Here is a 15,539-nt window from a genome sequence, read left to right on the forward strand (position 1 = left end):
GCCGCGGCGGGAGTCGCAACGGGCTTGGGAGCGGCGGGCTTGGGCGCAGCGGAAAGCGCCGGGCCGGGGCCCTTCAGGCTCACCAGCGGCTTGTTCTGCGCGCCGGCGACGGGGATCAGGCGGATCAGCTCGCCGAGGCGCTCGACGATCTTGGACTGGATGCCCTCGATGGTCTCGCTCGCCAGTTTGCAGAAGACGCAGGCGCCGGTCATTTTCACCATGACCTTGGTGCCGTCGATCTCCACCAGCTCGCAGTCGCCGCCGTCGCGGACGAGGTTGGGACGGATTTCCTCGATCACCTCGCGGATGATCGCCTCGCGGCGGGCTTCACGGCTGAGCGCGGGCGCTTCGGTCTCGGCCAACATCGCAATATCCTCTCTGTGTTCTCTGTTCTGCCGCCTGTCGGAGGACGGCGCGCGGATGGCGGTCAGCCGAAGGATTTGCCGCAGGAGCAGCTGGAGGTGGCGTTCGGATTCTCGAAGGTGAAGCCGGAGCCTTCCAGGGCCACCACGAAGTCGATGGTGGTGCCGGCGAGCAGCTCGTGGCTCTTGTTGTCGACGAAGACGCGCACGCCCTCGCGCTCCACCACGGTATCGTCGGGCTCGGCGTCGCTGACGAGGCCCATCTTGTACTGATAGCCGGCGCAGCCGCCGGTCTCGACCATGATGCGCAGGCCGCTGACGGGCTGGTCGGCATCATGGATCGCGTCGCGGACCGCATGAAGTGCGCTGTCGGTCAAATTGATCATTGCTCGACCTTCGCTTGAAAGACTGGTCTGCCGGCACAGCAGCAAGCCCCGTGCCAGACGGCAACGGGCTGATTTCTTTCGATTTTCAGGATCGAAGCTGTTGCCTTTGCGACGCGTGTCCGGTTTCGGACAAGGGCGCGCCCCCCTCCCGCCGGCCCCGCGCGGCGCGCCGGATGGACGAAGCGCACCCCGCCGCGATGCCGGGCGAGCCCCGCGTTTCCGTGCCCGTGCGGACTTCCCGCGCCTTGCCGGAAGCCCTCGGCCGGGGTCCGCACGGGGCCGATTGTCGCTGGCGGCGGCTTTCACCTCGCCCGTCAGGCGAAGCGGCAAAGGGCTTGCATGAAGCGCAGCGCCTGCCCCTGCGCGGGTGGCCCGCCGAACGGCATTCGGTGGAGGGCGGCACTCTCTCCCGGGCGATCCTGTCCGGGACGAGCGCGGCTCGCGCCCGTGTTGAACCCAAGACCCGTCTGAACAGTCGTGTGCTGAACCGGAGACCTTTTTGATGACCGCGATCGAGAACACCCCCCTGGGCCGGCTGGATAAAGAGGGGCGACTCCTGAATGCCGTGCTCAAGCAGCCCACCAAGCCCGGCCGCTTCGATTTCCGCGGCGACATTGCGCTGAAGTTCCAGCAGCAGGTCGCGGACGAGAAGCGCCCGCCGGAATACACCATGGAGCAGGTGCTGACCTTCGCCGAAGAGGGCAAGTCCACCATCCCGGTGCTCGCCGGCTACCTGCAGAATTTCGCCTTCCTCTCCGACGTGGTCGACGTGCTCGGCGACGCGCTGGCGCCCGACGGCAAGTATTTCCTGTTCTGCAACAACATCGACCTGCTGGCGAAGTATCGCGTCACCCACAACGGCAAGACGTTCTACGTCCTGCCCTGTGACGAGAGCACCGTGTGGAAGGAGATGACCGACCTCCTCTCCATCGACAAGAACGACATCAAGAAGATGGACACCGGCGGCAAGACCGACGTGGTGCTCGACGCCGCCGCGGCGTGGCACGAGGATTACGAGATCATCACCTACGAGAAGGGCGTTTCCATCATGGAGCCGGTGAAGAACCGCAACGAGAACCGCCCGGTCTGATCTAGGGGCCTGCGCCTGTGCCGCCCGGCGGGACCGGGTGGCACGCCCGGCCGTCTTCGGCAGCGCGTCGCGACACAAAAATGGCCGGGCAAGCCCGGCCATTTTCAGTCCCATAGGGAGCGCCTCAGACGCCGCCGCCCTCGTCCGAGCAGGAGGTGATCTCCTCCTCGTCGTCATCCACCTCCTCGGCCAGCGTCACGCCGGTCACGCAGATGTCGTTGTCGAGCACGGTGAGGGCCACCGGAATGAGGCTCTTGCCCTTGCACGGGCCTTCGAGGCACACGCCGGTGCCCAGCTCGAACAGGGCGCCGTGCTTGCCGCACATCAGGCGGATGCCGTTGGGATCGAGGAACTGGTTGCGTTCCCAATCCAGCTGCACCTGGTCGTGCGGGCAGCGGTTGATGTAGCCGAACACCTGCCGGCCCCACCGCACCACCACGATCCTGAACGGCTGCTCGGTGCCGTCCTCCGCCACCTGCATCAGCTCGAAGCCCCGCGCCCGCTGGCTGGGGATGTCGCTCATGGAGCAGATGACGTAGGCGACGGCGGCCGCCTCGTCCGGGAGGGCATCCTGGGGGGCCTCGTTGTCGATGACGGTCGGTTCCATCTTATCCTCGTTCACGATGCACGCGTCAGGACCGGGCCGCTGCCGGCGCCGGGGGTCAGGGGAGCGCCGGCCTCGGCCTTGGCCAGCAGGCGCCGGTTGGCGGCGAGGCAGAAGTCCCGCCAGGCCGCGGCGACGTCGCGCAGGATGGTCTGCACATAGTCGCGCGAGAGGTGATGCTCTCCGGGGAAGTTGGAAAGCGCACAGGAGGTGCGGTTGAACGCGACAACATCGTCCAGCAGCGTCTGGATGAAGTCGCGGAACGGCAGCTGCACGTCGCTCATCAGCGCGGAACGGCCCTTCTCCACCGGCACGTCGCTCATGTCGAAGGGCAGGGTCTCGATGAGGTCGGCCGCGCGCTCATAGATGTCCTCGATGGCGCCCAGCATCGCCCTCTGGGTGAGCTGCTCGCGGTCCTGGCTGGCGAGCGCCCGGTTGAGGCGGATGCGATAGGCCTCGAACGCCGCATCGTTCTGACCGCCGACCCAGTTGGCGAAGCGGGCGAGGCTGGCGGCATTCAGCGGCAGCCCCTCGGGAACGGCGGCCCCCGTCTCTTCCGCCCGCTCGCGCGACAGGGCACGATCGATGCGCCGCGCCGCCTCCAGCGCGCCCTCGAGGTAGCCGGCCCCCTGCGTCGCCGTCTCGGAGCTGCCGAGATGCAGCCGCCCGTCCCACAGCGCCCGCCGCAGCAGGGGATTGGAGAAGGCCACGTGCTCGCCCCGCGGCTCCGCCTTGTCGCGCGCCGAGCATGTGAAGGCCTCCCCGGCCCAGTCCTGATAAAGCTGCTCGCCGCCTTCCGCCGCCGAGCCGAACACCTGCACCATCTGGCTGTCCATCAGCATGGACAGGCCATCGGCGAAGGCTTCGCGCAGATCGGGGGGGAAGCTCAGGAAGCCGCCGAGGGCCGCCTTGGCGCCGGTCACGTCGCAGGCATCGAAGATCTCGCCGACCACGGCCTGCTCGTGGGTGACGAAGGCGTTGCCCGACTGGCCGGCGACCCGCCAGAAGGCGGAGGGATAGGCCATCACCACCTTGGCCTGCTGCGCCATCCAGGTGGGCGCAGCGCCCATGGCGTCGAAGGTCGCGCTGTCGAGTTCCGGGATGAAGCGCACCGTCTCCGCGACGAGGCGCGGCGGCAGCGCCACCACCACATGGCGTGCCTCGACGATGAAGAACGCATCGTCCACCCGGAAGGTCAGGACCACATGGTCGCCCTTGTCCTCCACGCTGTGGAGCACATGGTTGAGGCGCAGGCGCTCCTCGCCGATGCTTTCGGCGAGAACCGACACCAGACGCGCCATGCCGCCGGCGACCCGCCGCGCGCCGCCATGCACCTCCTGCGCGAACCCCTGGGGATTCTTGTCCGCCTCGGTCAGGTGCAGCACCGTGCCTTCGTCATGCTGGGGATAGGACGCCAGGCCGAGTTCCGCGACGAAGGCGGCAATGAGCGGCTGGGTGTCGGGCCAGAACCAGGTGGGACCGAGATCGAAGGCCGCGCCGTTGCTGGAGGCGACGGCCGAGAGGATGCGCCCGCCGAGCCGGGGACGCGCCTCGAACAGAGTGAAGCTGCGGTCCTGTTTCTTGAACTGCCGCGCCAGCGCGAGGCCGCAGAGCCCTCCGCCGATGATCGCCGTATCCAGCATGGAACAGTCCTCGCAAATCTTGCTGATTGGAGCCCTTGCAAGATTCGCGCACAGTCCCGGGAAATATGGCCTTGCGGTCATTCCAGGCGCCTTTGCACGGCCGTCACGGTCGGCTTTGGCCCTCGCCCTGTGGGATCGCCCACCTCGGCAGCGTCGCATTTCCCGCGTGGTGCGACGGATTTCCGACACGGCGCCCGCCTTTACCTCCGCGCGATGGGGCGTCATCCGGTCCGTCCGCGGCCGCGAACCCGCATCGGTGCAAGACTTCCGGCGCTTTCACAAGACGAGCGGAAGTCATGGCGCCGACCCGCCCAGCGGCTGGCACGAAACTTGATCCCCTCAACGGACAGTTCGTTTGACCGATAGTGCCCCGGAGATTGGAAATGCTCGTCGCGTCCGAATTCGCCTCGTCCTCCCTTGACGATATCAAGGCTGCCCTCGCGGGCGGCACCCTGACCTTCTATTCCGTCGCCCGCCCGGTGAATGCCGACCATCCGGTGGACCGCAGTGGAAAGCTCGCGGCGTTCACCTTCGCCACCCCGGCCTTCACCACGCCCTCCGAAGACGGCTCGGAAGTACCGAGCTTCGTGGATGCGGCGGTGAAGGCGGGCGAAGTGGGCACCCCCGGCTTCGCCCGTGCCGTGACCGCCGACGGCAAGACCGTCGCGGACTTCTCCGTCGGCCCCGGCGCCCGCGAGATCAAGCTCGCCGAAGTGTCCTGCTCGCCCGGCGCGCCGGTGAAGGTGGTGAAGTTCACCGTCAATCCCGAGGGGGGCTGGCCCGAGCGCCCCGACTATTACGACGCCCATCCGCGTCCCGGCTACAGCCTGCCCAAGGTGCGCTGAGCCCCCACCCGATGCCGTCCCGGGGCCCCCGCCCCGGGACGTGACTGCCCCCGGAAGCGACGTCACCTGCAGACCATCCCACAGCCACAGGAGAGCCTTGCGTCATGTCCACCGTTCTTCCCGGACCGCTGGTGAGCACCCAATGGCTGACGGACCATCTGTCGGCCCCGGACGTGAAGATTCTGGACTGCACCTGGCTGCATGAAAGCTCCAACATGGATGGCCGCACCCAGTATCGCGGGCGCCATCTGCCGGGCTCGGTGCATTTCGACATCGATGCAGTGGCCGACAAGACCAGCCCGCTCCCCCACATGCTGCCGCCGGCGGCGGAGTTCGCCAAGAAGGTGGGCCTGCTGGGCATCGGCGACGGCGACAAGGTGATCGTCTACGATCGCATGTGCGGCGGCGCGGCCGCGGCGCGCGTGTGGTGGATGTTCCGCATCTTCGGCTATCACGACGTCGCCATGCTCGACGGCGGCTACGGCAAATGGGTGAAGGAGAAGCTCCCCTCCGACATGTCGCCGGTGCGGCCCGAGCCCAAGACCTTCACCGCAAGTCTCGATCCGGCCCTCGTGCGCTCCCTTGACCAGATGCTGGCCAATGTCGCCTCCGGCGCGGAGCAGGTGATCGACGCGCGCGGCCCCGCGAAATTCGCCGGCAGCCAGGACGACGTCTTCCCGGCGAAGAAGAAGGGCCACATTCCCGGCGCCATCAACCTGCCGTGGGGCGACCTCATCGTCGAGGAGAGCGGTGAGCTGGTTCAGCCCGAGGCCATCAAGGCCCGCCTCTCCGCCGCCGGCGTCGATCTGGCAAAGCCCATCGTCGTCACCTGTGCCTCCGGCACCATCGCCTGCGTGGTCATGCTCGCCCTCTACCTCATCGGCAAGACGGACGTCGCGCTCTACGACGGCTCCTGGGCCGAATGGGGCCTGAAGGACGAGACGCCCATCGCGGCGGCGGCCTGAAAGGAAACCCGCCATGGCGACCGACGACCTCACCCTCCTCGGCGACGGCGACGAATTCACGCTGCACGGCGCCGGCGACCAGACCCATTTCGTCCTGCGCTTCAAGCCGGACGGCATGGTTGCGGACATTTCCGGAGAGGACGCGGAGCGGTTCCGCGGCGACTATGAAACGGTCCGGTCGCAGTATCCGGGCTGGAGTTCGGACCAGGTCCTGGCCCAGCTCTGGGATCAGGGCGGCTACAGCTGGCTCGCATCGCCGGAAGGCTGAGGCGCACGCCGCGCGCAGATGAAACACCGGTGAAAGCCAACGGGAGAACAACATGGCGACCACGCTCATCAAGACCACTTCCGACGGCCGCAAGCTCGAGGTCTCCGGCCTCGCGATCCTGTTCGACGGCCAGCTCGAAGCCTTCGACCTCACCGAGGTGAAGATGCACCCCAACCGCCGCAAGATCTGGGAGGTGCACCCCGAAGCCACCCACATCGCCGGCCGGGTGACGCTCACCAAGGAAGAGGCGGAAGCGGTCGAAGCGGCCTTCAAGAAGGCCGAGGCGGAGATCCTCGCCAGCCCCGCCGCCATCAACGAACGCTTCCGCATCGCCATGATGTGGCGGGCCCGCAGCGAAGGCATCGAGTGAGGGGCTGATACGCCCGCCGGCGTTGCATGCGGATCAGGCGAAGACGAAAGAGCCCCGGCATGCCGGGGCTCTTGTCGTTTCGATGCCGATGAGAGCCGTCTATTCCGCGGCCTCCGGCAACGCGATCGGCTCGTTCCCGTTGGCGGCCGCACGGGCATTGCGCGCGAGGCGGGATTCCCCGTCCTCCGCGCCGAAGCAGATGTGGAATTCATCGCAATCCGAGCACACTGGCGCCGCGCACAGGGTGAAGCCCTCCGATCCGCAGACCATGCGGTAGAGGAACTTCTTCCACTTCATGTCCTGGCTGTTCTTGCGGGCGAGCGGGGCGAAGCGGCGGGTCATCAGTTCCCGCAGCTCGGCGCGGCTCCTGAGCCCCAGATCCTGCCATAGATGGTGGGGGGACTGGCAGCGCCGGGAAATCATCGCAATGAAATGGGTCTGCAGCCGTCCGGCATCGGACGAATAGATGCCGAGGATGTCGCGCACCGACTGCTCCTCGGGCGTCACCTCGATCGCCCGTGGATCGACCTGCGCGGCCAGCATCGGGGCGGACGCCGGAAACAGAATGGCGGCGAGGTCGAGGAAGGCCGCGCGGTCGAGCCCGACCGCATCGAGCCGGTCCCGGGCCTCCTCCTCCGCCTCGGCAAAGGCGAGGCCGATGATGGAGGCCGCCACATGGACGTCGAAGGCGTCCGCGGCCGAGGAGGACGATGACGCGATCAACCAGTCATAGACCTCTTCGGCGCGCATGGCGGCACTCCTTGAGCGACACGCGCGGGCCGAAAAAGCCCGCGCTCGGGCGCTGCCGCCTCAGGCGGCGGCCTTCTCCAGGCCGTGGATCTGGCAATTGGCCGGGCAGACGCGCGCGCATGCACCGCAACCGATACAGGCGCCCATGTCGTTCATCACCATCACCTTCTTCTCGACCTCATCGTCCTCGTCATCATCGAGGGCGACGATGTCGCCGTCCTCGTTGATGCCCTTGAGGGTCATGACGTCGCGGCCGCAGACCTTGTAGCAGCGGCCGCAGCCGATGCATTTGTCCTTGTCGATGTCGAGCAGGTAGTCTGGCTGCCAGGCTCGACCATCCCTGGTTTCGTTAGACATCTGAAAATCGCCTTTCAAAAATGCTAGGCGGCCTCGAGTCCCTTCAAGTCCGCGCGCTTCTTCTCAAGCTCGGCGAAGGCATCATGCGCCTTCTTGGCCACAACCATGATCTGCTCCCAGTTGATCGGGAGTTCTTCGGACAGATCGTGGAGGTCCATCTTGGACTGTGTCGCCTTGGCGGACAGCTTCTTGATCTCGGCCTTGAGTTCGTCCACGTCGCTCATGGGTGCACCTTGGGTCTGGTCAGTATTTCGCCACTTCGGGGAACTTGTTGATCATCTCGACGCCCTGCTGGACGAACTTCGTGCCCTCTTCGGCGAGCTTGCCGAGATTGTCGAAGCCGAAGCGGTGGACGTCGCGCAGCTGCTTGTTGACGACGATCAGCCGGCCGCCGATGAGCACCATGCGGCCGAAGCCTTCGTGGCTCATCTTGAGCATGGGCGAGATCATCACCCGCGTCTCCTTCTCGATCATCAGGCAGATCGCGTTGAAGAACAGCTCCAGGCGCCAGATGGTCTCCGGGTCGGGATCGCCGATGAGGGGGAGCGCGCGGCGTGCCTCCTTGTCGACAATGTAGGGCTCGATCAGATCGAGATCGGCCTTGCCTTCCCACGCGCCGTGGGTGTCCTGGGCGCGCCAGACCTTGATGAGTTCCTTGATGAACGGGGAGTCAGCGGCCTCTGTCGGCTCGATGACTTGCGCTGCTTCGGCCATGACTATCCCTCACTCGTCGAAATCGAACGTGCGCTCCTGGCCCTTCGACATGACCTTGCGCAGCCACGGGGGCGGATTGCCCTGAAGGACCACCTCCAGCTTGCCGATGAGATCGGAGATCTCCTCGGGCTGGTTGACCTTCATGGGATGAATGTTGTTGGCCACCACGCGGGCGGCGCCGGAGCCGCCGATGGCGGCCACGTAGAGGATGGTGCAATCCTTGATCGCATCGATCTTGGGCGCCAGCTTGTCCTCGTTTCCGTCTTCCTTCAGGTCGCCGTCGAATTCGATGGCCTCGATGAAGTGATGGCCCTCCGGGCCGACCTCGTAGATGGCAATGTTCTTCGCCCAGCCGAAATGGGCATCGACCCTTTTGAGATCCTGGGTTGCGAATGCGACTTTCATGGAAGGCTCGCCTCTCTCGCGGTCTCGGTCCTTGCGGACTTCAGTGGTGGGCGGTGCTGGGTGCGGGTCCGAGGTCGGGCGCGCCGGCAGGGGTCGCTGCAATGGTCGCGCCATGGCCGTGGCCATCGCCGTCCCACGGGTTCTTCCACGTGTCGGGGGTCGCGTCGTGGTTCTGCTCGTGGTCGGCGATGCACATGTTGGCCAGCGTGAACATGAGGTCGCGCGTGCCGCGATAGCCGACCGTCATCTTGTGGCCGGAGCCGATGCGATCGAACATGGGAATGCCGATGCGATAGAAGGGGATGTTGAGCCGGTCCGCCGCCTGGCGCCCATGGGAATGGGTGAGCAGCAGGTCGCAGCCCCGCTCCTTCGCCAGCGTCTCCAGGTCCTCGAGATCGCCCAGCAGCACCTCGTCGCAGGGCAGCTTCTCGAACACCGGCGACTGGGTGGTGGTGACGGCGGCGGTGATGTGCGTGCCCATCTCGTGCAGCGCGGAGGCGACATCGAACAGGAGGTCCGGCTCCGCGCCGATGGCGAGCTTGCGGCCGCCGAGGTGGAAGTGGGCGTCCAGCATGGCATCCACCAGCTGGCCCCGCTGCCGGCGATAGCGGCGCGGCACCTCGCGTCCCGAGATCTCGCTCAGGAACATGAAGAATTCGTCGTTCGGCCCGAGCCCGCACAGACGCTCGAACAGCCTGTAGGGCGTGCCCGTCTTCTTCTGCATCGCCTCGGCCGCCGTCTTCATCTGGCTGCCGATGGCGATGGTCCAGGCCGCCTCGCCCATGGTGGCGACCTCGTCCACGCCGATGCCGCCGATGGTGGTGGGCGTGAAGTCGTCCGGGATGTGTCCATCGAGCGAGCCGGCGAGGTCCGGGAGGAAGGAGGGCTCAAGGCCGAAATCCTCGAGGATGCAGCGCAGCTCATCGAGGTCCCCGGGCTGCAGGTGGCAGCCGGGCAGCACATTGACGCGCTTCGGGTTCTTCGGCGCGTCCGGCGCGGGCTTCTTCACCAGCACCTCGACGATCTTGGCGACCGTCTTCTCCCAGCCGTCCTGGAAGGCGTCCTTGAAATCGGGGGTCGAGACATAGACCAGCGGGAAATCGGCGAGCTGCGGATACTTCTCGCGTATCAGCTTGATGTAGCCGTCCACGTCGTCGCCCTTGGTCTCGGTGACGCCGGTGGAGCAGATGCCGATGATCTCGGGCTTGGTGCGGTTGTAGATGTTGAGAATGGCCTGCTCGACATTCTCATAGCCGCCGAGCACGGTGGCCACCTCGCTCATGGCCGTGGTCTGGAGCGGGATGGCCTCCTTGAAGTGGCGCACGAACAGCACGAGGCCGAACGAGGTGCAGCCCTGCGAGCCGTGCAGCAGCGGCATGGCGCCCCTCAGCCCCATGAAGGCGAGCGCGCCGCCGATGGGCTGGCTCATCTTCAGCGGATTGACCGCGCAGCTCTTCTTCGCCTGGACGAACTTGGCCATCGCGCCCTCCTATTCGGCGGCCACGAGCGCGGCCGGCGTGCCGAGCGGGGCGACGAGTTCGTCCAGCATGTCCTCGATGCGCTCACCGCACTTACCGCAGCCGGAGCCGGCCTCGGTGCGGGCGGTCACCTCGGCGAGATTGGAGGCGCCGGCGGCAACCGCATCCTCGATGGTGCCGACGGTGACGCTCTTGCAGTTGCAGACCTTCTTGGCGCGGCGCGCGGCCTCGGCCAGCACCGGATCAGCCGGCGCGGGCTCCGCGACGCCAAGCGCCTCGAAGATGTCCTCGATGCGGCCCGAGCACGCGCCGCACCCGCCGGAGGCATTGGTGTGGGTCTTCACGCCCTCGACCGTGGTGAGGCTGTGCGCCTTGATGGCGTCCTCGATGGTGCCGAGGTCCACACTCTTGCAATTGCAGATCTTCTTGGCGCGACGGGCCTTCTCGGCGGCGACCGGATCGGCGGCGAGGGCGGCCGCTTCGGCCTCCATCTGGGCGATGGCGCGGTTCTGCCAGTTGTTGGCCGGGTTGTCCCATGGGGCGGGCTTGCGCACCTGCTCCCAGATGGGATTGTAGAGCGCCTTGTCGATCTCCTCCACGAGCTTCACCATGCCGATGTAGCCCATGTAGGCGTGGTGGCGCTCCTGGTTGATGTCGAGCCACGGCATGGCGGCCTTGAGCGCGATGAACTGCGAGCGGCCACCCGAGAGCATGATGTCCGCCTTCGCGTCCTTCAGCATCTTGTACATTTCGCGGGGCGTCATGTCGTCGATCATGTGGGCATCCTGCCCCATGAGCTCCTTGATGCGCTCCTTGTCCTCCTTGGTGGACTTCTTCACCGAGGTGCCGACCAGTTCGAGGCCGGCCTCCTGCAGCGCAGCCACCACCGACCAAGACTTCACGCCGCCGGTGATGAGCAGCACCTTCTTGTCCTTGAAGCGGTCCTTGAACTTGGCGATCGCCGCCCAGGCCTTCGCCTCCTCGCGCTCGATGAGCGCCTCGGTGCGGTCCATCAGCTCGGGATCGGCGCCGCGCTCGATGAGCATGCGGGCGATCTCGCGGAGCGAATCCGAGGAATCCTGAATGCCGTAGAAGGAACCCTCGAAGAAGGGGATGTCGTAGCGCTCCTCCATCTTGCGGGCCACGTTGATCATGGCCTTCGAGCACACCATCATCGCCGCCTTGGCGCGGTGGGAGGAGGCCACATCCTTGTAGCGGCCGTCGCCGGAGATGCAGGCGAGGATGCGGATGCCCAGCTCGTCGAGCAGCGGCTTCACCTGCCACAGTTCGCCGGAGAGATTGTATTCGCCAATGATGTTGATGTCGTAGGGCGTCGTGTAGTCCGGCTCCTCGGTGCCGATGACGTGCTCGAGGATGGCCTCACCGGCCAGCTTGTTGCCGAGGTTCTTCGGGCCCACGAAGCCGGGGGAATTGATCGGGATGACCGGCGTGCCGAACTTCTCCTTCGCCGCCTTGCAGACCGCGTCGATGTCGTCGCCGATCATGGCGGGCACGCAGGTCTGGTAGACGAAGACGGCCGGCGGGTCGTACTTCTCGATGATTTCCTTGATGGACTTGAACAGGCGCTTCTCGCCGCCGAACACCACGTCCGTCTCGTTGATGTCGGTGGTGAAGCCGGTGCGCCAGATCTGCGAGCCGGAGGAGCGCGCGCCGCGGTTGTCCCAGCTGTTGCCTTCGCAGGCAATGGGGCCATGCACCAGGTGCGCGACATCGGTCAGCGGCTGAAGGGCGATCTTGGCGCCGTCGAAAGCGCAGCCGCCGGCGGCACCGCCGGGCTGGAGCTGCTTGGTGCACCCCTTCTTCTTTTCCGCCTCCGATTTGTTCTGGTTCTTCGCGCAGCCGGGCTCGTTGAACACTTGCTGGATCGTGGCGGAAACCGAGCTCATGGATCTCTCCTTCGGCGGACGGGCTGTGCAAAGATCGCGGGCGCGAACATCACATGGGGGCGGACATGAAATGGGGCGGACTTCACTCTCCCTGTCGGGCCGGCCCGGGCGGGGCCCCGGGCCGGATCGATCATTTCACCTATGCGATCAACGGATGATGTCGAACGAATAGTCGGTCTTCGCCGGCACGATCGTGTTTTGATCGATGGTGTCGAAGATCTTGTCGAGGATGGTGATCAGGACGTTCATGCCGCCCTGATAGCCCCACACCGGACGGCGGTGGTGGTGGTGGCGGTCGAACACCGGGAAGCCGATGCGGATCAGCGGGGTGCCCGTGTCGCGCTCGAGATACTTGCCGTAGGTGTTGCCGATCAGGAAGTCCACCGGCTCGGTGAAGAGCAGGGAGCGCATGTGCCAGAGGTCGCGGCCGGGATAGACGTTGCAGTTCTGGCCGAACGGCGAGCTATCGAACAGCTTCTGGACCTTGTCCGCCCACTTCTGGTTGCCGTTGGTGGCAAGGACGTGGGTGGGCTCGGCGCCGAGTTCCAGCAGGAAGCCGGCGAGACCCAGGCACAGGTCGGGATCGCCGTAGATGGCGAACTTCTTGCCGTGGATGTGGGCGTTCGAGTCGGCGATGGCATCGACGAGGCGGCCGCGCTCCTTGGCGAGCTCCTCCGGGATTTCCTTGCCGGAGATCCGCGAGATCGCCATCAGGAACTCGTCGGTGCCCTTCACGCCCACGGGGTGGTTGAAGGCGACGACTTCCTGGCCGTGGTTGCCGATGAACGGCAGGGTCTTCTCGGTGCAGTATTCCTGCATGGAGATGGTGGCCTTGGCGTGGACGGCGTTGGCCGCCTCCTCCAGGGTGGTGCCGCCGTCATACATGCGGAACTCGCCGTCGGTCGGCGTGTCGAACACTTCGGAGTTGTCGCCGAGGATGGTGTAGTCGACACCCATCAGACCGAAGATGCGCTTGACTTCACGCAGGTTGCCGACGGTGTAGCCGTCGAAGCCGCCGATGAAGTTGATCTTCTCGTTCGGCTCGCGCACCAGCTTGGGGGCGGTGCCGGCCTTGCCGTCCCAGAAGTGCTCCAGCACGCCCTTGATGGCGTTGTCGTAGCCGGTGACATGGCTGCCGACGAAGGCCGGGGTGTGGGCGAAGGGAACGTCGTACTCCTGCGGGACCGAGCCCTTTTCCTTCGCCGTCTTGATGAAGGCGTTGAGGTCGTCGCCGATCACTTCCGCCATGCAGGTGGTGGAGACGGCGATCATCTTGGGCTTGTACATGTTGTAGGTGTTGGCGAGGCCGTCAATCATGTTGTTGAGGCCGCCGAACACCGCCGCGTCTTCCGTCATGGACGACGACACGCAGGAGCTGGGCTCCTTGAAGTGACGGGACAGGTGCGAACGGTAGTACGCGACGCAGCCCTGGGAGCCGTGCACGAACGGGATCGTGTGCTCGAAGCCGACCGCCACGAACACCGCGCCGAGCGGCTGGCAGGCCTTGGCCGGGTTCACCGTCAGGGCCTCGCGGGCGAAGTTCTTTTCCTTGTACTCGGGAGTCTTGGCCCACTCGCGAATGCGCTCGACTTCGGCGGGATCGCGGGGGTTCTCGAACATCTTCTTCTTGTTGGCCAGCATCTGCTGGTACTCGGGACCGCGGAACAGCTCGAAGTGATCGAGCACGTTGTCTGCATTCTGTGGCATCTCGAACCCCTAATATGTGGGTCAAATATGGGAGCCCGTCCCGGGTGCCCCTCCCCGCGAAGGGAGGGGCTTCTGGTTCAGGCGCTCGAAAATCCGCCTCACTCGGCGGCGAGCAGCCCCGCCTGGCCGGGAGCCTGCTTCCACGGGGCCTTGGTCATCTTCCAGACGGGGGAATTGATGGCCATGTCCATGTCGCGGGCGAAGATGGCGAAGCCATCATAGCCGTGGTACGGGCCGGAATAGTCCCAGGAGTGCATCTGGCGGAACGGCACGCCCATCTTCTGGAAGACGTACTTTTCCTTGATGCCCGAGCCGACCAGGTCCGGCTGGACCTTCTCGACGAACTTCTCGAACTCGTAGCCGGTCACGTCGTCATAGATGAGCGTGCCATCCTTGACGTAGTGCTGGGCGGTGCGCTGATAGTCGTCGTTGTGGGCGAACTCGTAACCCGTGCCCACCACTTCCATGCCGAGGTCCTCGTAGGCCCCGATCACGTGACGGGGACGCAGGCCGCCCACGTACAGCATGACCGTCTTGCCTTCGAGCCGCGGACGATACTTGGCGATCACCGCGTCCATGAGGGGCGCGTACTTGGCGATAACGCGCTCGGCGCCTTCCTTGATCTTGTCGTCGAAGTAAGCGGCGATCTTGCGCAGCGACTCCGCGATCTTGGAGGGACCGAAGAAGTTGTACTCGCACCACGGGATCCCGAACTTCTCTTCCATGTGGCGGGAGATGTAGTTCATGGAGCGGTAGCAGTGCAGGACGTTCAGCTTCGCCCGGGGAGTGTTCTCGAGCTCGGCGAGGGAGCCGTCGCCCGACCACTGGGCGATCACGCGCAGGCCCATCTCCTCGAGGAGGATACGGGACGACCAAGCGTCGCCCCCGATGTTGTAGTCGCCGATGATCGCGACGTCATAGGGCGACGGCTCGAACGGGGGCGCCTTGTTCGGGTCCAGCTTGTCGAACACCCAGTCCCGCACCGCGTCGTTGGCGATGTGGTGGCCGAGGGACTGCGACACGCCGCGGAAGCCTTCGCAGCGCACCGGAACGATGGTCTTGCCGTCGTATTCCTTGGACTTGGACTTGGACACGGCCTCGATGTCGTCGCCGATGAGGCCGATCGGGCACTCGGACTGGACGGTGATGCCGTTGTTGAGCGGGAACAGCTCCTGGATTTCGTCCATGATCTTGGCGAGCTTCTTGTCACCGCCGAAGACGATGTCCTTCTCCTGGAAGTCGGACGTGAACTGCATCGTCACGAAGGTGTCGATGCCGGTCGTGCCGATGTAGTAGTTGCGGCGGGCGGCCCAGCTGTACTGGCCGCAGCCCACCGGGCCGTGGGAGATGTGGATCATGTCCTTGATGGGACCCCACACCACACCCTTCGAGCCGGCGTAGGCGCAGCCGCGGATCGTCATCACGCCCGGGATGGACTTGATGTTCGACTTCACGCCGCAGTCGGACTTGCCGGACTCATGGACATTGAGGTGCTTCGCGCGGCGCTTCGCGGTCTTCTCGGGATAAACCTTGAGGACTTCCGCGATGAGTTCCTTGTTCCGCGCCTTGATTTCAGCAACGTTTTGCGGTTGGGCCAAGCTCATTTCGCAATCTCGCTCTCGTTGGGTTGCCGTTTGGCAGGCCGGCCCCGCAATTGAGGCCGGCCCCAGGTCACTCGACGCGATGGC

Annotated in this window: 17 protein-coding genes and 1 pseudogene; 5 read left to right on the plus strand and 13 right to left on the minus strand. The window is 65.7% G+C overall.

Annotated elements, in window-relative coordinates:
- Window positions 1-101: 101 nt before the first annotated feature.
- A pseudogene (locus EJ105_RS26140) lies at window positions 102-365 on the minus strand (NifU family protein); the annotation flags it as partial.
- Window positions 366-427: 62 nt separating this feature from the next.
- Window positions 428-748 (minus strand): HesB/IscA family protein, encoded by a 321-nt coding sequence (locus EJ105_RS26145; RefSeq protein ID WP_024281056.1) that lies wholly within the window; start codon window positions 746-748, stop codon window positions 428-430.
- Window positions 749-1,250: 502 nt separating this feature from the next.
- On the opposite strand from EJ105_RS26145, the gene EJ105_RS26150 reads away from it, so the two are divergent.
- A complete protein-coding gene (locus tag EJ105_RS26150; RefSeq protein ID WP_029555923.1) occupies window positions 1,251-1,838 on the plus strand; it encodes a hypothetical protein in 588 nt (195 codons plus the stop codon).
- A gap of 124 nt (window positions 1,839-1,962) precedes the next feature.
- Here EJ105_RS26150 and EJ105_RS26155 read toward each other — a convergent pair whose 3' ends face one another.
- Together EJ105_RS26155 and EJ105_RS26160 are read right to left on the minus strand one after the other, a co-directional pair.
- Window positions 1,963-2,445, minus strand: a complete 483-nt coding sequence (locus EJ105_RS26155; RefSeq protein WP_284145657.1) for a Rieske (2Fe-2S) protein — start codon at window positions 2,443-2,445, stop codon at window positions 1,963-1,965.
- A gap of 11 nt (window positions 2,446-2,456) precedes the next feature.
- Window positions 2,457-4,085 (minus strand): flavin monoamine oxidase family protein, encoded by a 1,629-nt coding sequence (locus tag EJ105_RS26160; protein ID WP_250168656.1) that lies wholly within the window; start codon window positions 4,083-4,085, stop codon window positions 2,457-2,459.
- Between the two features lie 383 nt (window positions 4,086-4,468).
- Here EJ105_RS26160 and EJ105_RS26165 point away from each other — a divergent pair, with 383 nt between their 5' ends.
- The 4 genes from EJ105_RS26165 to EJ105_RS26180 all read left to right on the plus strand — a co-directional run bounded on the left by EJ105_RS26165 (window position 4,469) and on the right by EJ105_RS26180 (window position 6,533).
- Window positions 4,469-4,930 (plus strand): hypothetical protein, encoded by a 462-nt coding sequence (locus tag EJ105_RS26165; protein ID WP_250168657.1) that lies wholly within the window; start codon window positions 4,469-4,471, stop codon window positions 4,928-4,930.
- 104 nt (window positions 4,931-5,034) lie between these two features.
- The gene (gene sseA, locus EJ105_RS26170) at window positions 5,035-5,895 is read left to right on the plus strand and encodes a 3-mercaptopyruvate sulfurtransferase (protein WP_250168658.1); all 861 of its coding nucleotides are present in this window, start codon (window positions 5,035-5,037) and stop codon (window positions 5,893-5,895) included.
- Between the two features lie 13 nt (window positions 5,896-5,908).
- Window positions 5,909-6,163 carry a hypothetical protein gene (locus tag EJ105_RS26175; protein WP_029555927.1) on the plus strand — a complete coding sequence of 85 codons (255 nt, stop codon included), beginning with the start codon at window positions 5,909-5,911 and terminating at the stop codon, window positions 6,161-6,163.
- A gap of 52 nt (window positions 6,164-6,215) precedes the next feature.
- Window positions 6,216-6,533, plus strand: a complete 318-nt coding sequence (locus EJ105_RS26180) for a hypothetical protein (protein ID WP_024281063.1) — start codon at window positions 6,216-6,218, stop codon at window positions 6,531-6,533.
- Between the two features lie 99 nt (window positions 6,534-6,632).
- Here the strand turns inward: EJ105_RS26180 and EJ105_RS26185 are convergent, their stop codons facing one another.
- The 9 genes from EJ105_RS26185 to nifD form a co-directional block, all read right to left on the minus strand.
- Window positions 6,633-7,283: a nitrogen fixation protein NifQ gene (locus tag EJ105_RS26185; RefSeq protein ID WP_250168659.1), complete on the minus strand. Its 651-nt coding sequence runs from the start codon at window positions 7,281-7,283 to the stop codon at window positions 6,633-6,635.
- Between the two features lie 60 nt (window positions 7,284-7,343).
- The gene (gene fdxB, locus EJ105_RS26190) at window positions 7,344-7,640 is read right to left on the minus strand and encodes a ferredoxin III, nif-specific (protein WP_029555929.1); all 297 of its coding nucleotides are present in this window, start codon (window positions 7,638-7,640) and stop codon (window positions 7,344-7,346) included.
- Window positions 7,641-7,663: 23 nt separating this feature from the next.
- Complete coding sequence (locus EJ105_RS26195) at window positions 7,664-7,864, minus strand: CCE_0567 family metalloprotein (protein WP_029555930.1); 201 nt, start codon at window positions 7,862-7,864, stop codon at window positions 7,664-7,666.
- Window positions 7,865-7,883: 19 nt separating this feature from the next.
- Window positions 7,884-8,354, minus strand: a complete 471-nt coding sequence (locus EJ105_RS26200) for a NifX-associated nitrogen fixation protein (RefSeq protein ID WP_029555931.1) — start codon at window positions 8,352-8,354, stop codon at window positions 7,884-7,886.
- A gap of 9 nt (window positions 8,355-8,363) precedes the next feature.
- Entirely contained in the window at window positions 8,364-8,759 is a 396-nt protein-coding gene (gene nifX, locus EJ105_RS26205) for a nitrogen fixation protein NifX (protein ID WP_024281068.1), read from the minus strand.
- A gap of 40 nt (window positions 8,760-8,799) precedes the next feature.
- The gene (gene nifN, locus EJ105_RS26210; protein ID WP_250168660.1) at window positions 8,800-10,239 is read right to left on the minus strand and encodes a nitrogenase iron-molybdenum cofactor biosynthesis protein NifN; all 1,440 of its coding nucleotides are present in this window, start codon (window positions 10,237-10,239) and stop codon (window positions 8,800-8,802) included.
- 9 nt (window positions 10,240-10,248) lie between these two features.
- Window positions 10,249-12,144: a nitrogenase iron-molybdenum cofactor biosynthesis protein NifE gene (gene nifE, locus EJ105_RS26215; RefSeq protein WP_250168661.1), complete on the minus strand. Its 1,896-nt coding sequence runs from the start codon at window positions 12,142-12,144 to the stop codon at window positions 10,249-10,251.
- Window positions 12,145-12,291: 147 nt separating this feature from the next.
- Window positions 12,292-13,851 (minus strand): nitrogenase molybdenum-iron protein subunit beta, encoded by a 1,560-nt coding sequence (nifK, locus tag EJ105_RS26220; RefSeq protein WP_029555934.1) that lies wholly within the window; start codon window positions 13,849-13,851, stop codon window positions 12,292-12,294.
- A 98-nt stretch (window positions 13,852-13,949) separates the two neighbouring features.
- A complete protein-coding gene (gene nifD / locus EJ105_RS26225) occupies window positions 13,950-15,455 on the minus strand; it encodes a nitrogenase molybdenum-iron protein alpha chain (protein ID WP_029555935.1) in 1,506 nt (501 codons plus the stop codon).
- Between the last annotated feature and the right edge of the window lie 84 nt (window positions 15,456-15,539).

The sequence above is a fragment of the Xanthobacter aminoxidans genome (genome assembly GCF_023571765.1).
GTDB lineage: Bacteria > Pseudomonadota > Alphaproteobacteria > Rhizobiales > Xanthobacteraceae > Xanthobacter > Xanthobacter aminoxidans.

Excerpts from the sequence above, each read along its gene's own strand:
- EJ105_RS26145 (WP_024281056.1), bottom strand. The coding sequence starts at position 748 with ATGATCAATTTGACCGACAGCGCACTTCATGCGGTCCGCGACGCGATC.
- EJ105_RS26150 (WP_029555923.1), top strand. The coding sequence starts at position 1,251 with ATGACCGCGATCGAGAACACCCCCCTGGGCCGGCTGGATAAAGAGGGG.
- EJ105_RS26155 (WP_284145657.1), bottom strand. The coding sequence starts at position 2,445 with ATGGAACCGACCGTCATCGACAACGAGGCCCCCCAGGATGCCCTCCCG.
- EJ105_RS26160 (WP_250168656.1), bottom strand. The coding sequence starts at position 4,085 with ATGCTGGATACGGCGATCATCGGCGGAGGGCTCTGCGGCCTCGCGCTG.
- EJ105_RS26165 (WP_250168657.1), top strand. The coding sequence starts at position 4,469 with ATGCTCGTCGCGTCCGAATTCGCCTCGTCCTCCCTTGACGATATCAAG.
- sseA (WP_250168658.1), top strand. The coding sequence starts at position 5,035 with ATGTCCACCGTTCTTCCCGGACCGCTGGTGAGCACCCAATGGCTGACG.
- EJ105_RS26175 (WP_029555927.1), top strand. The coding sequence starts at position 5,909 with ATGGCGACCGACGACCTCACCCTCCTCGGCGACGGCGACGAATTCACG.
- EJ105_RS26180 (WP_024281063.1), top strand. The coding sequence starts at position 6,216 with ATGGCGACCACGCTCATCAAGACCACTTCCGACGGCCGCAAGCTCGAG.
- EJ105_RS26185 (WP_250168659.1), bottom strand. The coding sequence starts at position 7,283 with ATGCGCGCCGAAGAGGTCTATGACTGGTTGATCGCGTCATCGTCCTCC.
- fdxB (WP_029555929.1), bottom strand. The coding sequence starts at position 7,640 with ATGTCTAACGAAACCAGGGATGGTCGAGCCTGGCAGCCAGACTACCTG.
- EJ105_RS26195 (WP_029555930.1), bottom strand. The coding sequence starts at position 7,864 with ATGAGCGACGTGGACGAACTCAAGGCCGAGATCAAGAAGCTGTCCGCC.
- EJ105_RS26200 (WP_029555931.1), bottom strand. The coding sequence starts at position 8,354 with ATGGCCGAAGCAGCGCAAGTCATCGAGCCGACAGAGGCCGCTGACTCC.
- nifX (WP_024281068.1), bottom strand. The coding sequence starts at position 8,759 with ATGAAAGTCGCATTCGCAACCCAGGATCTCAAAAGGGTCGATGCCCAT.
- nifN (WP_250168660.1), bottom strand. The coding sequence starts at position 10,239 with ATGGCCAAGTTCGTCCAGGCGAAGAAGAGCTGCGCGGTCAATCCGCTG.
- nifE (WP_250168661.1), bottom strand. The coding sequence starts at position 12,144 with ATGAGCTCGGTTTCCGCCACGATCCAGCAAGTGTTCAACGAGCCCGGC.
- nifK (WP_029555934.1), bottom strand. The coding sequence starts at position 13,851 with ATGCCACAGAATGCAGACAACGTGCTCGATCACTTCGAGCTGTTCCGC.
- nifD (WP_029555935.1), bottom strand. The coding sequence starts at position 15,455 with ATGAGCTTGGCCCAACCGCAAAACGTTGCTGAAATCAAGGCGCGGAAC.